The 15928-nt window shown below is 71.1% G+C and carries 14 protein-coding genes and 1 tRNA gene; 4 read left to right on the top strand and 11 right to left on the bottom strand.

Going from position 1 to position 15928, the window contains the following annotated elements:
• Positions 1-75: 75 nt before the first annotated feature.
• The 4 genes from QIY60_RS18025 to QIY60_RS18040 all read right to left on the bottom strand — a co-directional run bounded on the left by QIY60_RS18025 (position 76) and on the right by QIY60_RS18040 (position 4812).
• Positions 76-1518, bottom strand: a complete 1443-nt coding sequence (locus QIY60_RS18025; protein ID WP_283145988.1) for a beta-glucosidase — start codon at positions 1516-1518, stop codon at positions 76-78.
• A gap of 77 nt (positions 1519-1595) precedes the next feature.
• Positions 1596-2444 carry a carbohydrate ABC transporter permease gene (locus tag QIY60_RS18030; RefSeq protein WP_283143375.1) on the bottom strand — a complete coding sequence of 283 codons (849 nt, stop codon included), beginning with the start codon at positions 2442-2444 and terminating at the stop codon, positions 1596-1598.
• The gene (locus tag QIY60_RS18035; protein ID WP_283143376.1) at positions 2441-3460 is read right to left on the bottom strand and encodes a sugar ABC transporter permease; all 1020 of its coding nucleotides are present in this window, start codon (positions 3458-3460) and stop codon (positions 2441-2443) included. Before QIY60_RS18035 ends, QIY60_RS18030 begins: the two co-directional genes overlap by 4 nt.
• Positions 3457-4812, bottom strand: coding sequence for an ABC transporter substrate-binding protein (locus tag QIY60_RS18040; protein WP_283143377.1), 1356 nt, complete (start codon positions 4810-4812; stop codon positions 3457-3459). Before QIY60_RS18040 ends, QIY60_RS18035 begins: the two co-directional genes overlap by 4 nt.
• Before the next feature lie 235 nt (positions 4813-5047).
• Here QIY60_RS18040 and QIY60_RS18045 point away from each other — a divergent pair, with 235 nt between their 5' ends.
• Positions 5048-6088 (top strand): LacI family DNA-binding transcriptional regulator, encoded by a 1041-nt coding sequence (locus QIY60_RS18045; RefSeq protein ID WP_283143378.1) that lies wholly within the window; start codon positions 5048-5050, stop codon positions 6086-6088.
• 64 nt (positions 6089-6152) lie between these two features.
• Here the strand turns inward: QIY60_RS18045 and QIY60_RS18050 are convergent.
• The 4 genes from QIY60_RS18050 to QIY60_RS18065 form a co-directional block, all read right to left on the bottom strand.
• Positions 6153-6225: transfer RNA gene (locus QIY60_RS18050), tRNA-His, on the bottom strand.
• A 144-nt stretch (positions 6226-6369) separates the two neighbouring features.
• Positions 6370-6972, bottom strand: coding sequence for an oligoribonuclease (gene orn, locus QIY60_RS18055; protein WP_283143379.1), 603 nt, complete (start codon positions 6970-6972; stop codon positions 6370-6372).
• Positions 6973-6977: 5 nt separating this feature from the next.
• Entirely contained in the window at positions 6978-8210 is a 1233-nt protein-coding gene (locus tag QIY60_RS18060; protein WP_283143380.1) for a helix-turn-helix domain-containing protein, read from the bottom strand.
• A 387-nt stretch (positions 8211-8597) separates the two neighbouring features.
• Positions 8598-8858, bottom strand: coding sequence for a hypothetical protein (locus tag QIY60_RS18065; protein ID WP_283143381.1), 261 nt, complete (start codon positions 8856-8858; stop codon positions 8598-8600).
• A 517-nt stretch (positions 8859-9375) separates the two neighbouring features.
• Here QIY60_RS18065 and QIY60_RS18070 point away from each other — a divergent pair.
• Together QIY60_RS18070 and QIY60_RS18075 are read left to right on the top strand one after the other, a co-directional pair.
• Positions 9376-9897, top strand: coding sequence for a universal stress protein (locus QIY60_RS18070; RefSeq protein ID WP_067159339.1), 522 nt, complete (start codon positions 9376-9378; stop codon positions 9895-9897).
• Positions 9898-10141: 244 nt separating this feature from the next.
• The gene (locus QIY60_RS18075; RefSeq protein WP_283143382.1) at positions 10142-10711 is read left to right on the top strand and encodes a GPR1/FUN34/YaaH family transporter; all 570 of its coding nucleotides are present in this window, start codon (positions 10142-10144) and stop codon (positions 10709-10711) included.
• Positions 10712-10816: 105 nt separating this feature from the next.
• On the opposite strand, the gene glmS is transcribed toward QIY60_RS18075, so the two are convergent.
• The 3 genes from glmS to QIY60_RS18090 all read right to left on the bottom strand — a co-directional run bounded on the left by glmS (position 10817) and on the right by QIY60_RS18090 (position 13987).
• Positions 10817-12634, bottom strand: a complete 1818-nt coding sequence (glmS, locus tag QIY60_RS18080) for a glutamine--fructose-6-phosphate transaminase (isomerizing) (protein ID WP_283143383.1) — start codon at positions 12632-12634, stop codon at positions 10817-10819.
• Between the two features lie 67 nt (positions 12635-12701).
• Complete coding sequence (locus tag QIY60_RS18085) at positions 12702-12980, bottom strand: hypothetical protein (protein ID WP_190091738.1); 279 nt, start codon at positions 12978-12980, stop codon at positions 12702-12704.
• A gap of 131 nt (positions 12981-13111) precedes the next feature.
• A complete protein-coding gene (locus QIY60_RS18090; RefSeq protein ID WP_283143384.1) occupies positions 13112-13987 on the bottom strand; it encodes a DUF4429 domain-containing protein in 876 nt (291 codons plus the stop codon).
• A 144-nt stretch (positions 13988-14131) separates the two neighbouring features.
• On the opposite strand from QIY60_RS18090, the gene QIY60_RS18095 reads away from it, so the two are divergent.
• On the top strand, positions 14132-15727 hold the full coding sequence (locus tag QIY60_RS18095) for a beta-N-acetylhexosaminidase (RefSeq protein ID WP_283143385.1): 1596 nt from the start codon (positions 14132-14134) through the stop codon (positions 15725-15727).
• Positions 15728-15928: the final 201 nt, after the last annotated feature.

A 15928-nucleotide genomic window follows, 5' to 3' on the forward strand; every position in this document is an offset into this window, starting at 1 on the left:
CCCGACCCGCACAGCCCCAACCCCCGCGCGCGCCCCGCCGGTCCCACCCGGCGCGGGCGCGCGTCGGTACTCGCGTCAAGAAACCACCCCCGGCAGCACCCCCGTCCGCGCCACCTCCCCGTACCAGCGCGCGCTGGACTTCGGTGTGCGGGCCAGCGTCTCGTAGTCGACGTACACCGCCCCGAACCGCTTGCCATAGCCGTACGCCCACTCGAAGTTGTCCAGCAGCGACCACAGGAAGTACCCGCGTACGTCCGCCCCGTCCCGCATCGCCCGTCGCACCGCCGCGAGGTGGCCGTGCAGATAGCGGATGCGGTCCGGGTCGTGGACCGAGCCGTCGGGGGCGGGCTTGTCGTCGTACGCGGCCCCGTTCTCCGTGATCATCAGCGGTACGCCCGGCGCCTCCCGGGTGTAGCGCATCAGCAGGTCGTAGAGGCCGGTCGGGTCGACCGACCAGTCCATCGCGGTCAACTCGCCCGGCGGCTGGTGGAAGCGGACGGATCCGGCGCCGGGCCACGGCGTGTGCGCGCTCTCGCCGTGCCCGTCGGGCCGGGGTTCTCGCAGGTCAGGGCCGCTGTCGGGGCGATTGTCAGTGGCGGCGGATACAACTGAGGGTGCGTAGTAGTTGATGCCCAGCAGATCGAGGGGGTGCTTGGTGATGCCCAGATCGCCGTCGTGGACGAACGACCAGTCGGTGAGCCGCGCGGTGTCCCGCAGCAGGTCTTCGTCGTACGCGCCCTTGAACATCGGCCCCGTGAACACCCGGTTGGCGAGCGCGTCGATGCGCCGGCGCGCGTCCAGGTCGGCGGGCGACTGGGTGCGGGCCCTGACCGCGCTCGGGTTGAGGCTGATCGCCAGCCTGGCGGCCTTCGGCAGCGTGGCGCGCAGCGCCCGGGCGGCGAGCCCGTGGCCCAGGTTGAGGTGGTGCGCGGCCCGCAGCGCGGCCACCGGATCGGTGCGGCCGGGCGCGTGGACGCCGGAGCCGTATCCGAGGAAGGCGCTGCACCAGGGCTCGTTGAGGGTGGTCCACATATCCACCCGGTCGCCGAGTGCCTCGGCGACCAGCCCCGCGTAGTCCGCGAACCGGTGGGCGGTGTCCCGCTCGGGCCAGCCGCCCGCGGACTCCAACTCCTGCGGCAGGTCCCAGTGGTAGAGCGTGAGGGAGGGCCGGATGCCCTGCTCCAGGAGCCCGTCCACCAGCGCGCGGTAGAAGTCGAGCCCGCGTTGGACGGCGGGGCCGCGCCCGGTCGGCTGCACCCGCGACCAGGACACCGAGAAGCGGTAGGCGTTGAGGTTCAGGTCCGCCATCAGCCGGACGTCGTCCCGCCAGCGGTGGTAGTGGTCGACGGCGACGTCCCCGCTGTCCCCGCCGGACACCTTCCCGGGCGTACGGCAGAAGGTGTCCCAGATGGACGGCGTACGGCCGCCCTCGGCGACCGCGCCCTCGATCTGGTACGCGGAGGTGGCGGCTCCCCAGAGGAAGTCGGGCGGGAAGGTGTCGGAGGCGGGCTCAGGCATGGCAGACATGGAAGCGCTCCCATCTTGGTCGCACGGTCGTGCGGTCGTACGGAAGGAGGTTGATGTGAGGCACCCGGTCAGCCCTTCACCGCGCCCTGCATGATCCCGCCCACGATCTGCTTGCCGAACAGCACGAACGCGAGCAGCAGGGGCAGGGTGCCGAGGAGGGCGCCGGCCATGATGACCGACTGGTCGGGGATGTAGCCGCGGCCGAGCCCGGTGAGCGCCACCTGGACCGTGGGGCTGCCGTTCTGGGTCAGGGCGATGATCGGCCAGAAGAAGTCGTTCCAGGCCATCACGAACGTCAGCATGCCCAGGACGGCCATCGCGGGCCGGGCGGCCGGGAAGACCACGTGCCACACCACCCGCCAGCTGCTCGCGCCGTCGACCCGGGCGGCCTCGATCAGCTCGGTGGGCAGCGCCTCGACGAGGAACTGCCGCATGAAGAACACCCCGAAGGCGCTGACCACGGTCGGCAGGACGACCGCCTGGAGCTGATCGGTCCAGGACAGCTCGGCCACCATCATGTAGAGGGGGACGACGCTGAGCTGCGGCGGGATCATCATCGTGCCGATCACCAGGAGGAGCAGCGCGTTCTTGAAGCGGAACCGCAGCTTGGCGAAGGCGAATCCGGCGAGCGTGGAGAAGAAGACCGTGCCGAGCGCGATCGAGCCCGCCACGATCGTGGTGTTGAGCAGGGCCGTGCCCATGTTGGCGTCGGTCCAGGCGATCTTCAGGTTCTTGAAGAGATTGCCGCCGAACCAGAAGGGAGGGGGAGTCTGGGCGAGCCGCCCGTTGGTGCGGGAGGCGGCGACCGCCGTCCACACCAGGGGGAAGAGCGAGCCCGCGGTGAAGAGGATCAGGATCGTGTACGTCAGCCGTCCGCCGTGCAGTTGGCGCCCGGCGCGGGTCGTCTTGGCGCTCACGTCGTCTCCTTGCGCAGGGCGCGCGAGATCAGCCAGTTCGCCGCGCCGATCAGCAGCAGGATCAGGAACATCGTCCAGGCGATCGCGGAGGCCCGGCCGAGGTGGAGGTTCACCCAGCCCTGCTCGTACAGATAGAGGCCGAGCGTCTGGAACTGGTGGTCGGAGCCGCCCGTGGCGCCCGCGCTGCCGTTGAACAGCAGCGGCTCGCCGAACAGCTGGGTCGCGCCGATCGTGGACACGACACAGGTGAACAGGATCGTCGGCCGCAGCGAGGGCACGGTGACGTGCCGGAACTGCTGCCACCGCGAGGCCCCGTCGAGCGCGGCGGACTCGTACAGGTCGGGAGGGATGGCCTGCATCGCGGCCAGATAGATCAGCGCGTTGTAGCCGGTCCAGCGCCACACCACGATCGTGGAGACGGCGAACCGCGAGGTCCAGGTGCCGTTCTGCCAGTCGACCGGGCCCCGGCCGAGCTGCCCGAGCGCCCAGTTGACCATGCCGTAGTCGCGCCCGAAGAGCAGCACGAAGACGAGGGTCGCGGCGGCCACGCTGGTGGCGTACGGAGTGAGGACGGCGACGCGGAAGAACATCGAGCCGCGCAGCTTGAAGTGGAGCAGATGGGCCACGCCGAGCGCGATCAGGAGCTGGGGGACGGTGGAGATGACGCCGATAGTGAAGGTGTTGCGCAGCGCGTTCCAGAAGAACTCGTCCGACAGCAGCCGGGAGAAGTTGCGCAGCCCGACCCAGTGCATCTCGTTCGGCGCGGTCAGCTCGACCTGGTGCAGCGAGGCCCAGCCCGTATAGAGGAGGGGGAAGAGCCCGAACGCGGCGAAGAAGAGGAAGAAGGGCGCGACGAGGGCGTACGGACTCCAGCGCACATCGCGCCGGTACCACCGGCTGCGCCGCTCCCGCCGCCGCGCCTCGGCGGGGTCGATGGGGCCGGCGGGGGCGGCGGCGGGAGCGCCCACCGCCCCCGTGCCGCTGGTCACCGCCCCCGTGTCGCTCCCCACCCTCATTGGTCCAGTGCGTTGTCGATGGCCTTCACCGCCGCGTCCCAGCCCGCCTCGGGGGAGCGGCCCTTCTGGTCGACCTGGAGCATGCCGACGTCGGCGAGGTTCTGCGCGATGATCAGGTCCTTCGGGCCGAGGATCTGCACCGGGGTGCCCTCGGCGGCCTTGGCGAAGATCTGCCCGATGGGGGCGCCGCCGAAGTAGGGGTGCTGGGCGCCGGAGACGGCGGGCAGGGCGTACGCGGCCCGGGCGCTCGGGAAGCTGCCGCGCTTTGCGAAGAGCGTCGCCTGCTGGGCCGGGGCGGTGAGCCAGGCCGCGAGCTCGGCGGCCTGGGCGCGGTGCCTGCCCGCTGACGGGACGACCAGGAACGAGCCGCCCCAGTTGGACGGCTTGGGCGCGGCCGCCACGTCCCACTTGCCCTTTCCGGCCGCGCCCGCCTTGTCCTGGATGTAGCCGAGCATCCAGGCGGGGCAGGAGACGGTGGCGAAGGTGCCGTTGGCGAACCCCTGGTCCCAACTGGGCTGGAACTGCTGCAACTTGGCGGTCAGCCCGTGCGTGGCGAACGAGGCGGCCGTGTCCCAGGCATCCTTCACGGCCGGGTTGGTCTTGTAGACGACCTTGCCGTCCGCGTCGTAGTAGCGGGTGGTGCTGCCGCCGGTGATGGCGGTCATGACCCCGGACGCGGAGTCGACGAACGCCGTGCCCTTGGGCGCCTTCGCCTTGTAGCGGTCACCGGCCGCCAGGTACTTCCGCCAGTCGCCCGCCCACAGCTTCCCCACGGCCTCCCGGTCGGTGGGCAGCCCGGCGGCGGCGAACAGGTCCTTGCGGTAGCAGATGCCCTGCGGCCCGATGTCGGTGCCGAGGCCGACGGTCCTGCCGTCCTTGGTGGTGGCCTGGCCCCACTTCCAGGGCAGGAAGGCGTCCTTGTCGACGCCCCGCACCTTGCCGAGGTCCTCAAGGCGGCCCGCCTGGGTGGCGGTGACCTCGGCGATGTTGTTGACCTCGACGGCCTGGACGTCGGCGAGCCCGCTCCCGGAGCCGAGGTGGGTGAGCAGCTGCGGGTAGTAGTTCTCGTTCCGCTCGATCGACGTCTGCTTGATCTCGATGTCCGGGTGGAGCTTCATGTACGCGTCGTAGAGCCCGGCCTCCTTGAGGCCGAAGGCGCCGAAGACGCCGACCGTGAGCGTCGTCCTGGCCCCGCTGCCCCCGCTGCCGCCGGAGGAGGACGAGCCGGACGAGGCGGAGTCCTTGCCGTCGCCGTCGTCGGCGCAGCCCGCGAGCAGCGAGGCGCCGAGCGCGGCGGTGACGGCCAGGGCCGCGACCCGGCCGGGCGCGCGTTTTCTTGTACGCATACGCATGGTGATCCTCCAACTGGCTTGCCGTGCAGGGTGATTGACGGTCAGTCGTGCAGTGGGGGAAGGTGCGGAAGGTGTACGGGCATCCAGAGCGGGAGCGCTCCCAGCCGTGATGTGTTGAAGGGTGGCGACTGCCCGGGAGGGTGTCAAGGGAGCGGACAAAGGCAGCCCGCGGTCGAGGTCCGGCTGTTAGCTTTCACCCCAGTTCCGCGATGTGCGGCGAGACGGGGAGGCAGGCATGACAGCAGCTCGCACGATTCGGGGCCGCGGAGCCGGGCGGCCCACCCTTGAAGAGGTGGCGGCGCGTGCCGGGGTCGGCCGGGGCACGGTGTCGCGGGTGATCAACGGCTCGCCCCGGGTCAGCGACCGTACCCGCGCGGCCGTCGAGGCGGCGGTGGCCGAGCTCGGCTATGTGCCCAACCGCGCGGCCCGCGCCCTGGCCGCCAACCGTACGGACGCGATCGCCCTGGTCGTCCCCGAGACGGGGACGCGCTTCTTCGCGGAGCCGTACTTCTCGGAGGTCGTCCGGGGCGTCGGCCAGGCCCTCGCGGAGACGGAGATGCAGCTCCTGCTGACCCTGGTGGGCAGCGACCGGGAGCGCCGCCGGCTCGCCCAGTACCTGACGGGCCATCGCGTCGACGGCGTCCTGCTGGTGGGCGTGCACGCCGACGACCCGCTGCCCGAGCTCCTGGAGCAGCTGGACATGCCGGTGGTGATCAGCGGCCCGCGCTCCGAGGAGGAGCCGCTGGCCTCGGTGGACTCGGACAACTTCGCGGGGGCGCGGGCGGCCGTGGCCCACCTGGTGGCGCGCGGGCGCCGTTCGATAGCCACGATCACCGGGCCGCTGGACGTGTACGGGGCGCGCCGCCGCCTCGACGGCTACCGGGCCGCACTCGCCGAGGCCGGGCTGCCCGCCGCCCCGCACCTGATAGCCCCGGCGGACTTCACCGAGGAGGGCGGCCGCCGGGCGATGGCCGATCTGCTGGGCCGGGCCCCGCAGGTGGACGCGGTCTTCGCGGCCTCGGACGTGATGGCGTCCGGCGCCCGGCAGGTGCTGCGCGAGCGCGGCCGCCGGGTCCCCGAGGACGTCTCCCTCGTCGGCTTCGACGATTCGGCGATCGCCCGCCACATGGAGCCGCCGCTCACCAGCGTGCGCCAGCCGATCGAGGAGATGGGCCGGGCGATGACGGAGCTGCTGCTGGCCCAGATCGCGGCGGGCGAGCCGTCCCGCCCGCGCCTGGTCCTGCCGACGGAGCTGGTCGTCCGGTCGTCGACCTGAGCCCGGAGGTCCCGGGAACGAGAGAGGCCCGGCCCGCCGAAGCGGACCGGGCCTTCCCGATCAGGGTGAGTAACGGGACTCGAACCCGCGACATCCTGGACCACAACCAGGTGCTCTACCAGCTGAGCTATACCCACCATGCGTGACCGGACTGTTGTGGTCTTGGAAGCCCCTGGGGGTTTTCCTACCGGCCGAGAAAAAGTGTACAGGGTCCGGGAGGGTGCTCGCGCACATGTATGCGCGGCCCCCTCCCGGGGCGCCCGTGGAGCTCCCCCGAAGGGTTACTCCGCAGGCAGGACGTGCTTGGCCGCGATCGACTTCGCCGTGTCCGAGTCCGGGCCCGGCTGGGCGACGAAGATCGCCTCGCGGTAGTAGCGGAGCTCCGCGATGGATTCACGGATGTCCGCGAGCGCGCGGTGGTTGCCGTTCTTGTCCGGACTGTTGAAGTACGCCCTCGGGTACCAGCGGCGGGCGAGCTCCTTCACCGAGGAGACGTCCACGATCCGGTAGTGGAGGTACTCCTCCAGGGCCTGCATGTCCCGCGACAGGAAGCCGCGGTCGGTGCCGACCGAGTTTCCGCACAGCGGTGCCTTGCCCGGCTCCTTCACGTGCTCGCGGACGTAGGCCAGGACCTGCGCCTCGGCGTCGGCCAGCGTGGTGCCGCCGGCCAGCTCGTCGAGGAGCCCGGAGGCGGTGTGCATCTCGCGCACCACCTCCGGCATGGTCTCCAGCGCGGCGTCCGGGGGACGGATCACGATGTCCACCCCTTCACCGAGCACGTTCAGCTCCGAGTCGGTGACCAGGGCGGCCACCTCGATAAGTGCGTCGTCCGCCAGCGAGAGCCCGGTCATCTCGCAGTCGATCCACACCATGCGGTCGTTCATGTGCCTCAGCCTACGGGGCCGCTCCGCTGACCCGGCAGACTCGGACGCATGTAACCGGTGGCGTACAGCTCCGGGACGGACTTGCCGGGGTCCGGCGGCGGCGCGTGCGAGATCGCCGACGGACCGACCAGGGCGCTCGCCGCCGCCGTGCGCCGCGACTGCGGCAGGGCCTGCGGCGGCACCGTCTCCAGGGTCGGCGGACCCCCGGACGGCTCCGCCTGCGGCCGGCGTGCCCGGTACGCCGCCCGGTAGGACGCCGGGGACGAGCCGAGCTGGCGGCGGAAGTGCCCGCGCAGCGCGACCGGCGAGCGGAAGCCGCAGCGGCCCGCGACCTCGTCGACCGAGTAGTCCGACGTCTCCAGGAGACGCTGGGCCTGAAGCACCCGCTGGGTGATCAGCCACTGGAGCGGGGCCGATCCGGTCAGCGAGCGGAACCGCCGGTCGAACGTACGGCGTGACATGTACGCGCGAGCGGCGAGGGTCTCCACGTCGAACTGCTCGTGGAGGTGCTCCAGCGCCCAGGACACGACCTCGGCCAGCGGGTCGGACCCGATCTCTTCAGGTAAAGACCTGTCGAGGTAGCGCTCCTGACCGCCGCTGCGCCGCGGCGGGACGACGAGCCGGCGCGCGAGGGCTCCGGCGGCGTCGCTGCCGTGGTCGGTCCGCACGATGTGCAGACAGAGATCGATTCCGGCCGCCGTGCCCGCCGACGTGAGGACGTCCCCGTCGTCGACGAACAGCTCCCGCGGGTCCACGTGGACCGACGGATAGCGCTTGGCGAGCGTCGGCGCGTACATCCAGTGCGTGGTCGCCGGGCGGCCGTCGAGCAGCCCGGCGGCCGCGAGGACGAACGCCCCGGTGCAGAGGCCCACGATGCGGGCCCCTTCTTCGTGCGCCCGGCGCAGTGCGTCGAGCGCGGCCGCCGGCGGCGGCGAGGTGATGGACCGCCAGGCGGGCACCACCACGGTGCCGGCCCGGTTGATGGCCTCCAGCCCATAGGGCGCGGTCAGTTCGAGCCCGCCTGTGGTCCGCAGGGGGCCCTCCTCTCCGGCACAGACCAGCAGGCGGTAGCGGGGCACGCCCGCGTCCTGCCTGTCGATCCCGAACACGGAGAGCGGAATGGAGCTCTCGAAGATGGGGCCGCCACTGAACAGCAGTACGGCTACGACTTCCCGGCGTCGACGGCCGGCGAGCTTCCTTGTGGCCTCCGGTGATGCGGCAGCGGAGTCCTGGCTCATTTTGCTAAGCCCCCCTCGGTGTTCGCGGCTCCCCGTTCTTGTCGGGCTTGTCGCTCCTGCACTTTTCCCCTTGGTTTTGCACGAGTCCCCCAGCCTTCGATACGCATGATCGAATCTACTGCGTTCTGTGGCGTCGGCGTGACAAGTCCGGTACTCAGCGCTATGTCGACTTGGCAACTTGGCGCGAAGCGTTCGATCACGAAGGGTTTCATCCAGCGCGCCCGTAGGGAAGTGGGCGTCCCATGCATGGCCCGTACCCGTATGGCCAAAGCCGCCACCCCTGCCCGTTTTCCCCTGGTGGCAAGGGGGTTGGCAGGCCATTTCGGGCAGGGGTGAGGGGGGAGGGGAAGTTGGCTGAAAACATACGGGTCCGTGTGTACGAACGCGTCAGTCCAACGGCGAACTTTCGCCGTTCGCCCCGCCGTCCCGGTGCCTTCCGGGCCCCGGCCGGGCCGCCGCCCGCTCGGACTGGCGCAGCAGCAGCCGGCAGACCGCGGTGACCGCCGCGAGCCCGACCGCCGAGCCGGTCGCCCCGGCGAACGAGGAACCGTAGACGACGAGCACCACCGGCACCAGGACGCAGCTGAACGCCGCCCAGCGCACGACGTCGCCCGCACAGTCCCCGGCAACCGCGGAGGGCGCCCGCACGCCGTGCGCGCCCTCCTCGGCACTCCCCTCGGCGCACCGCGACCCTCCCGCGGGCGCGGGCGCGCCGGGCCCCTGGGGGGCGTGCGCGGCCCGGGGGGAGCCGCCGGGCGGGGTGGGCGGGGAGGCGTCCTGGGCGAGCGGCGGGGCGGGCACGGGCACGGGCTCCATGGAGGGTGTCGGAACAGCGTCGGAACGGCCGCGTGTCTAACGGGCGGGCACGCGTTCCGGTCACTGCGCGTACACAGCCGGGCCACAGCCGAAGCACAGTCCGAGCGTCACCGAAGTGGATCGAACGTGCACAGAATGTTGAAGAAGGGACCTCTGTACCGGCCAACTGCCATTGCCATCCGGGGCGGGCTCGTGCATGCTCCGGGGAACGCCGTGCAGCATCGGCGGCTCTGGGCAGGAGAGGAGTGTCGCCGTACCCTTGGGGGTATGGGCTTGGGAAGATGATTCCCGGACACAGCTCCGCCGCCAACTGTCGCCCTCCCATGAGGATCCAAACGCCGAGACACCCATGGCCGGTCAAGAATTCCCCGAACCCGCGGACCGCAAGCAGGTAGCCGACCCGACGTCGGACCTCCAGGCGGCAGAAGAGCCACGTCTGTCCTGTGACCCCGCCTTCCGGCACGGAGTGGTGGTCGGATTCGACGGCTCCACGTCGAGCGAGCGCGCCCTCGCGTACGCCATCGGCATGGCCAGACGCTCCGGTTCCGGTCTGATCATCGTGCACGTCGCCAACCGGCTGCCCACCACCGTGTGGGCGGGCTGCGAGCCGCCGGTCTTCGTGGACGTGCCGGATCACCGGACGGAAGTGCTCGGCCTGGAGCTCGCCTGCGCGGACTACCTCGCCGAGGTCTCCTGGATCCTGGTCGAGCGCGGCGGGGACATCTGCCACGAACTGGAAGAAGTCGGGCGGGAGTACGCGGCGGACGCGATCGTCGTCGGCTCCACGCACGGCATCGTCGGCCGGATCTTCGGCTCGGTCGCCGGACGCCTGGCCCGGCGCGCCCAGCGCCCCGTGGTCGTCATCCCCTGACGCCGTTTCCCGACGCCGTTCCCGGTTTTCCCGATCTTCCCCGGCCTTCCCCGATGCTCCGCGACGCCGTTCCGTAACCCGGCCGTGTCCGTTTGTTGTCCCAGCTGAGGCGCTGTCAACTCCCTTTGTTCCAGGGCGAATCTACCCTTCGGTAGGGGGTGGATTGTGCCCTTGTGAAGGGTACATAAGGGTCGCTGGGAAGCAGCACGACCTGCGGCACAACTGCACATGAAGGGAGCCCGTCGTGGACCACGAAGCCCCCGCGGGAAGCATCACTTCCACTCTCGGCCACCTCGCACTCGGACTCACTCTGCTCGCCTTCGGCCTCGGCACCACCAAGGTCGTCGACGGCGTCACCGTGGCGGACGCCGTGTCGATCGCGACCTATGTCGGCGGCATCGGCCTCTTCGTCCTCGGAATCGTCGCGTTCCGTGACCAGGACGCCTTCACCGGCACCGCGTTCGCGGGCCTGGGCGCCTTCTGGTTCACCTGGGCCAGCGGCGCGGACTCCAAGGTCTCGACCAACGCGGCAGGCCTGTTCCTGCTCCTGTTCGGGCTCCTCGCGCTGAGCCTGGCGGCGGGCTCGGCGGGCTACGGACCCATCCGGCAGGGCTCGTACGCCCTGCTGTTCGTTTCCCTGGTGCTCCTCGCGATCGCCGACTTCGCCACCAACGACGGCCTCGCGAAGGCCGGCGGCTGGGTGGCGGCGGTCGCGGGCGCCGTGTCCTGGTACGGGGCGACGGCGGGCCTGGCCAAGTGGCCGACGGAGATTCCGCGACGCGCTGCCGGCCGGGGGGTGACGGCCGCCGGTTAGGCAGCCGCAGGCCGGTGCGTTGGGCGGCATCGGCAGGCAAGGGAGCGGCCCCGCACGCCTGGTGGCGCGTGCGGGGCCGCTTCTGTCCGCTGGTGTCCTGCCGTACTACTCGACCGTGACGGACTTCGCCAGGTTGCGCGGCTTGTCGATGTCGCGGCCCATGGCCAGCGCCGTGTGGTACGCGAAGAGCTGGAGCGGGATGCCCATCAGGATCGGGTCCAGCTCGTCCTCGTTCTTCGGGACGACGATGGTGTGGTCGGCCTTCTCCTGCTCGCGGTGGGCGACGGCGAGGATGCGGCCGCTGCGGGCCTTGATCTCCTCCAGGGCCGCGCGGTTCTTCTCCAGGAGGTCGTCGTCGGGGACGATCGCGACCGTCGGCAGCGCGGGCTCGATGAGCGCCAGCGGGCCGTGCTTGAGCTCGGAGGCGGGGTAGGCCTCGGCGTGGATGTAGGAGATCTCCTTGAGCTTCAGGGAGGCCTCCAGGGCGACCGGGTAGCCGCGCACACGGCCGATGAACATCATCGACTGGGCGCCCGCGTACTCCTTGGCCAGCTTCTCGATCTCCGGCTCCATCGCCAGGATCTCGGAGATCTGCCCGGGCAGCTTGCGCAGGCCCTCGATGATCCGCTTGCCGTCGGCCACCGACAGGTCGCGGATGCGGCCCAGGTGCAGCGCGAGCAGCGCGAAGGCGACGACGGTGTTGGTGAAGCACTTGGTGGAGACGACGCAGACCTCGGGGCCGGCGTGCACGTACGTGCCGCCGTCCGCCTCGCGGGCGATCGCCGAGCCGACGACGTTCACGACGCCCAGGACGCGGGCGCCCTTGCGCTTGAGCTCCTGGACGGCGGCGAGCACGTCGTAGGTCTCACCGGACTGCGAGACCGCGATGTACAGCGTGTCGGGGTCCACGACCGGGTTGCGGTAGCGGAACTCGGAGGCCGGCTCGGCGTCCGCGGGGATGCGGGCGAGCTCCTCGATGAGGCCGGCGCCGATCAGACCGGCGTGGTACGAGGTGCCGCAGCCGAGGATCTTGATCCGGCGCACCCCGCGGGCCTCGCGGGCGTCCAGGTTGAGGCCGCCGAGGTGGACGGTGGAGAACCGGTCGTCGATGCGGCCGCGCAGCACCCGGTCCACGGCGTCGGCCTGCTCCGACATCTCCTTGTGCATGTACGTGTCGTGGCCGCCCATGTCGTAGGAGGCGGCCTCCCACTCGACGGTCTCGGGGGTCGCGGTGGTCAGCGTGCCCGAGGTCGTGTACGTACGGAAGTCGTCGGCCTTCAGGGTGGCCATCTCGCCGTCGTCGAGGGTGACGACCTGGCGGGTGTGGGCGATCAGCGCGGCGACGTCCGAGGCGACGAACATCTCCTTCTCGCCGATGCCGAGGACGACCGGGGAGCCGTTGCGGGCCACCACGATGCGGTCGGGGAACTCGGCGTGCATCACGGCGATGCCGTAGGTGCCCTCGATGACCTTGAGCGCCTCGCGGACCTTCTCCTCAAGGGTCTCGGCCTGGGCGCGGGCGACGAGGTGGGTGATGACCTCGGTGTCGGTCTCGGAGGCGAAGACGACCCCGTCGGCCTCCAGCTTGGCGCGCAGCTCCTGGGCGTTGTCCACGATGCCGTTGTGGACGACGGCGACCTTGTTCTCCGGGTCCAGGTGCGGGTGCGAGTTGACGTCGCTCGGGGCGCCGTGGGTGGCCCAGCGGGTGTGCGCGATGCCGGTGGTGCCGGTGAAGCGCTTGGGGACGCGGGCCTCCAGGTCGCGGACGCGACCCTTGGCCTTGACCATCTTCAGCGCGCCCGACTTGGGGCTGTTGATGACCACGCCCGCGGAGTCGTAACCCCGGTACTCCAGCCGCTGCAGGCCTTCCAGCAGCAGGGGAGCGACATCACGCTTACCGATATAACCGACGATTCCGCACATAGAGTCTTGCCCCTCCATCGACGTTCAGAGTTCGTACGCGTGCCCGGCCGTTGAGGCCGTGGACGAGCTAGCCGTAGACGATGCGGCGCAGCTGCCGGAGCGAGAGTTCCGGTGGCGCCACGGCGCGGTGCGGCAGCTCGGCCGCGATCCGCTCGAAGATCTCCGCGTTCACCAGGCCACCGGACTGCAGCTCACGGTGGCGGCGGCGGACGAATTCCTCGTACGTCTCGTCGAAGTACGCCAGCACATCGAGCACCACCCGGGCCGCTTCGCCGCGCTGGAGCGCGGTGCTGCGCACCAGGTGGTCGATGAGGTCGTCGTGGGACGACGGGCGACGTTCGAGCACTCGTCGATATTGAGGGGTATGGGGGCCGTACGCAAGAATCCTGCCCGATTTCGGGCAGGATTCTCATGATCGTAGGTCGGATTATTTGATGGTCTGGACCAGAGGTGCGGGTGGGGCGCCCCAGAGGCCCCTCAGAAGCGCTTCAGCACGGCCTGCTTGGCCAGGCTGAACTCCTCGTCCGTGAGGATCCCGGAGGCGTGCAGCTCCCCGAGCTCGCGCAGCCGCCGCAGCAGGGCGTCGGGGTCGTCGGCGGCGCCGGGCGCGGGGCCGAGCGACTTGGGCTCCGGTACGGGCACGGGCTCCGGCGCGTGCGGGTGCGGCATCCGCACCACCACGGCCGCGGCGAGCAGCGCCATCAGCGGGTCCTTCTTGAAGCCGTTGAGCTCCACGGCGTGCGGATCGTGCCCGGCGGGCACCCGGGGCGCGTTCGGCGAGCTCACGAAGCGCAGGTGCCCGTCCACCAGGCCCCGCGCGGGCAGCCACTCCACCGCGTGCAGATCCTCCAGCGCGATGCTGGCCGGGCCGGCGCCCGTCTTCACCTCGTCGGTGTGCCAGGTCCACTCCAGGCGGACCGTGCGCCCGTCGAAGCTGGCCGTGCCGTCGCCCGCGCCCACGGTCATCGGCAGCGAGGGCCCAGGCAGCAGATAGCGGTCGACCGGCCCGGTGGGCACCGAGTCGAGCAGCAGGGCGTTGCGGACCTCGTCCACGAAGTACTCGGCTATCGCGGCCGCCTTCGTCTCCACGGTCAGGGTGTACGGGTCGGAGGCGTCGTCCAGTTTGCCGCCGGTGACCTGGAGCAGCGGGTCGGCCCCGTCGCGCAGCTTCAGCCGCAGCCGCCCGGTCTTGCGCCCCGGTTCGTACGCCACCCCGGCCAGTGCCACGAGTGGCACCGTGACCTCGCCGAGCGTGCGGCGCAGCAGGCTGACGCCCTTGTCGCTGCCGGGCACGATGCGCACGCCGTCCCCGTCGAAGCTCCAGGTCCCGTCCTTCTGGATGATTTCCGCCATGAGGTGATTCTTCCATCCGGCCTTGGGGCGCTGGGCAGTTGGGCGGCCGGTCCGCAGTGGTCTACACCTTGACCGTCGGTGGGGCGGGCGGTAGTGATGGTTTCCGTTCGGTTGCTCGGCGTACCCCGTTGAAGGGAACCGCTAGTGAGTCAGCGCAGAACTCGATCCAGAACAGTCTCCGTCCTGCTCGGCGCCCTGCTGCTGGTGGCGGCGGGCACCTCGGCCGGAGCCGCGACCGGCTCCACGGCCGGCGCGTCCCGCGCCCCCCGCCCCCTCGGTCAGATCGTCCCCGCGCCGGCGTCGGTCGCGCCGGGCGGCACCCCGTACACGATCACGTCCACCACCCCGATCCGGGTCGACGCCGCCGCGGGCGCCGAGGGCCGCCGGATCGCCGGGTATCTGGCGGACGTGCTGCGCCCCTCGACCGGGTACGCGCTGCCGGTGAAGGCCGACGGCCCGGGCGGCATCCGGCTGCGGCTCTCCGGCGACGCACGGCTGGGGGAGGAGGGGTACCGGCTGGAGAGCGGCCGGGGCGCGGTCACCCTCACGGCGCACCGGGCGGCCGGGCTCTTCCACGGCGTCCAGACCCTGCGGCAGCTGCTGCCCGCGTCGGTGGAGAAGCGGACGAGGCAGCAGGGCCCGTGGCAGGTGGCGGGCGGAACGATCGAGGACAGCCCGCGGTACGCCTACCGGGGCGCGATGCTCGACGTCTCACGCCACTTCTTCACGCCCGCGCAGGTGGAGCGGTACATCGACCAGCTGGCGCTCTACAAGGTCAACACGCTGCATCTGCACCTCAGCGACGACCAGGGCTGGCGGATCGCGATCGACTCCTGGCCGAGGCTGGCGGCGTACGGCGGGCAGACGCAGGTGGGCGGCGGCAAGGGCGGGTTCTACACGAAGGCGGACTACGCGGAGATCGTCCGGTACGCGGCGAGCCGCTACCTGGAAGTGATCCCCGAGATCGACACTCCCGGCCACACGAACGCGGCGCTCGCCTCGTACGCCGAGCTGAACTGCGACGGTGTCGCGCCTCCCCTCTATACCGGCACGGACGTCGGTTTCAGCTCACTGTGCGTGCCGAAGCCGGTGACGTACGTGTTCCTGGACGACGTGGTGCGGGAGCTGGCGGCGATGACGCCAGGTCGATATATCCACATCGGCGGCGACGAGGCGCACTCGACGGCGCACGCCGACTACGTGGCCTTCATGGACAGGGCGCAGGCGATCGTCGGCACGTACGGCAAGACGGTCATCGGCTGGCACCAGCTGGCCGGGGCGCGGCCGGTCGCCGGGGCGGTGGCGCAGTACTGGGGCACGGACGGCAACGAGGCGGAGGTCGTGGCGGCGGCGAGGGCGGGGACGAAGCTGGTGATGTCGCCGGCGAATCGGGCGTACCTGGATATGAAGTACGACGCGAACACGGAACTCGGGCTTGACTGGGCGGGGTTCGTGGAGGTGGACAAGTCCTACGGGTGGGACCCGGACACGTTCATCAAGGACCTTCCGGCGGGGTCGGTCCTGGGTGTCGAGGCGCCGTTGTGGTCGGAGACGCTGACGAAGAGCGCGGACATCGAATACATGGCGTTCCCGCGGCTGCCCGGGATCGCGGAGATCGGCTGGTCCCCGGCGCGGACCCACGACTGGCCGGGCTACCGGACCCGCCTGGCGGCGCAGGGGCCGAGGCTGGCGGCGCTGGGGGTGAACTTCTACCGGTCGCCGGTGGTGCCGTGGGAGTAATTCCCCACCCCGCCCCTTCCCTGAAGCCCTGGGCGGGCGGCCGGGGGGCTTCGCCCCTGGACCCGTGTTTGTCTGCGGGTGGGTGGGGGCTGGTCGCGCAGTTCCCCGCGCCCCTGAGATGCGCCCCTGCGGGGCGCCCAGGGGATTGCCGCGCAGCGGCATTTAAGGGGCGCGGGGAACTGCGCGAGCAACCCAGCACGG

The sequence above is a fragment of the Streptomyces sp. BPTC-684 genome, from assembly GCF_030028635.1.
Lineage (GTDB): Bacteria > Actinomycetota > Actinomycetes > Streptomycetales > Streptomycetaceae > Streptomyces > Streptomyces noboritoensis.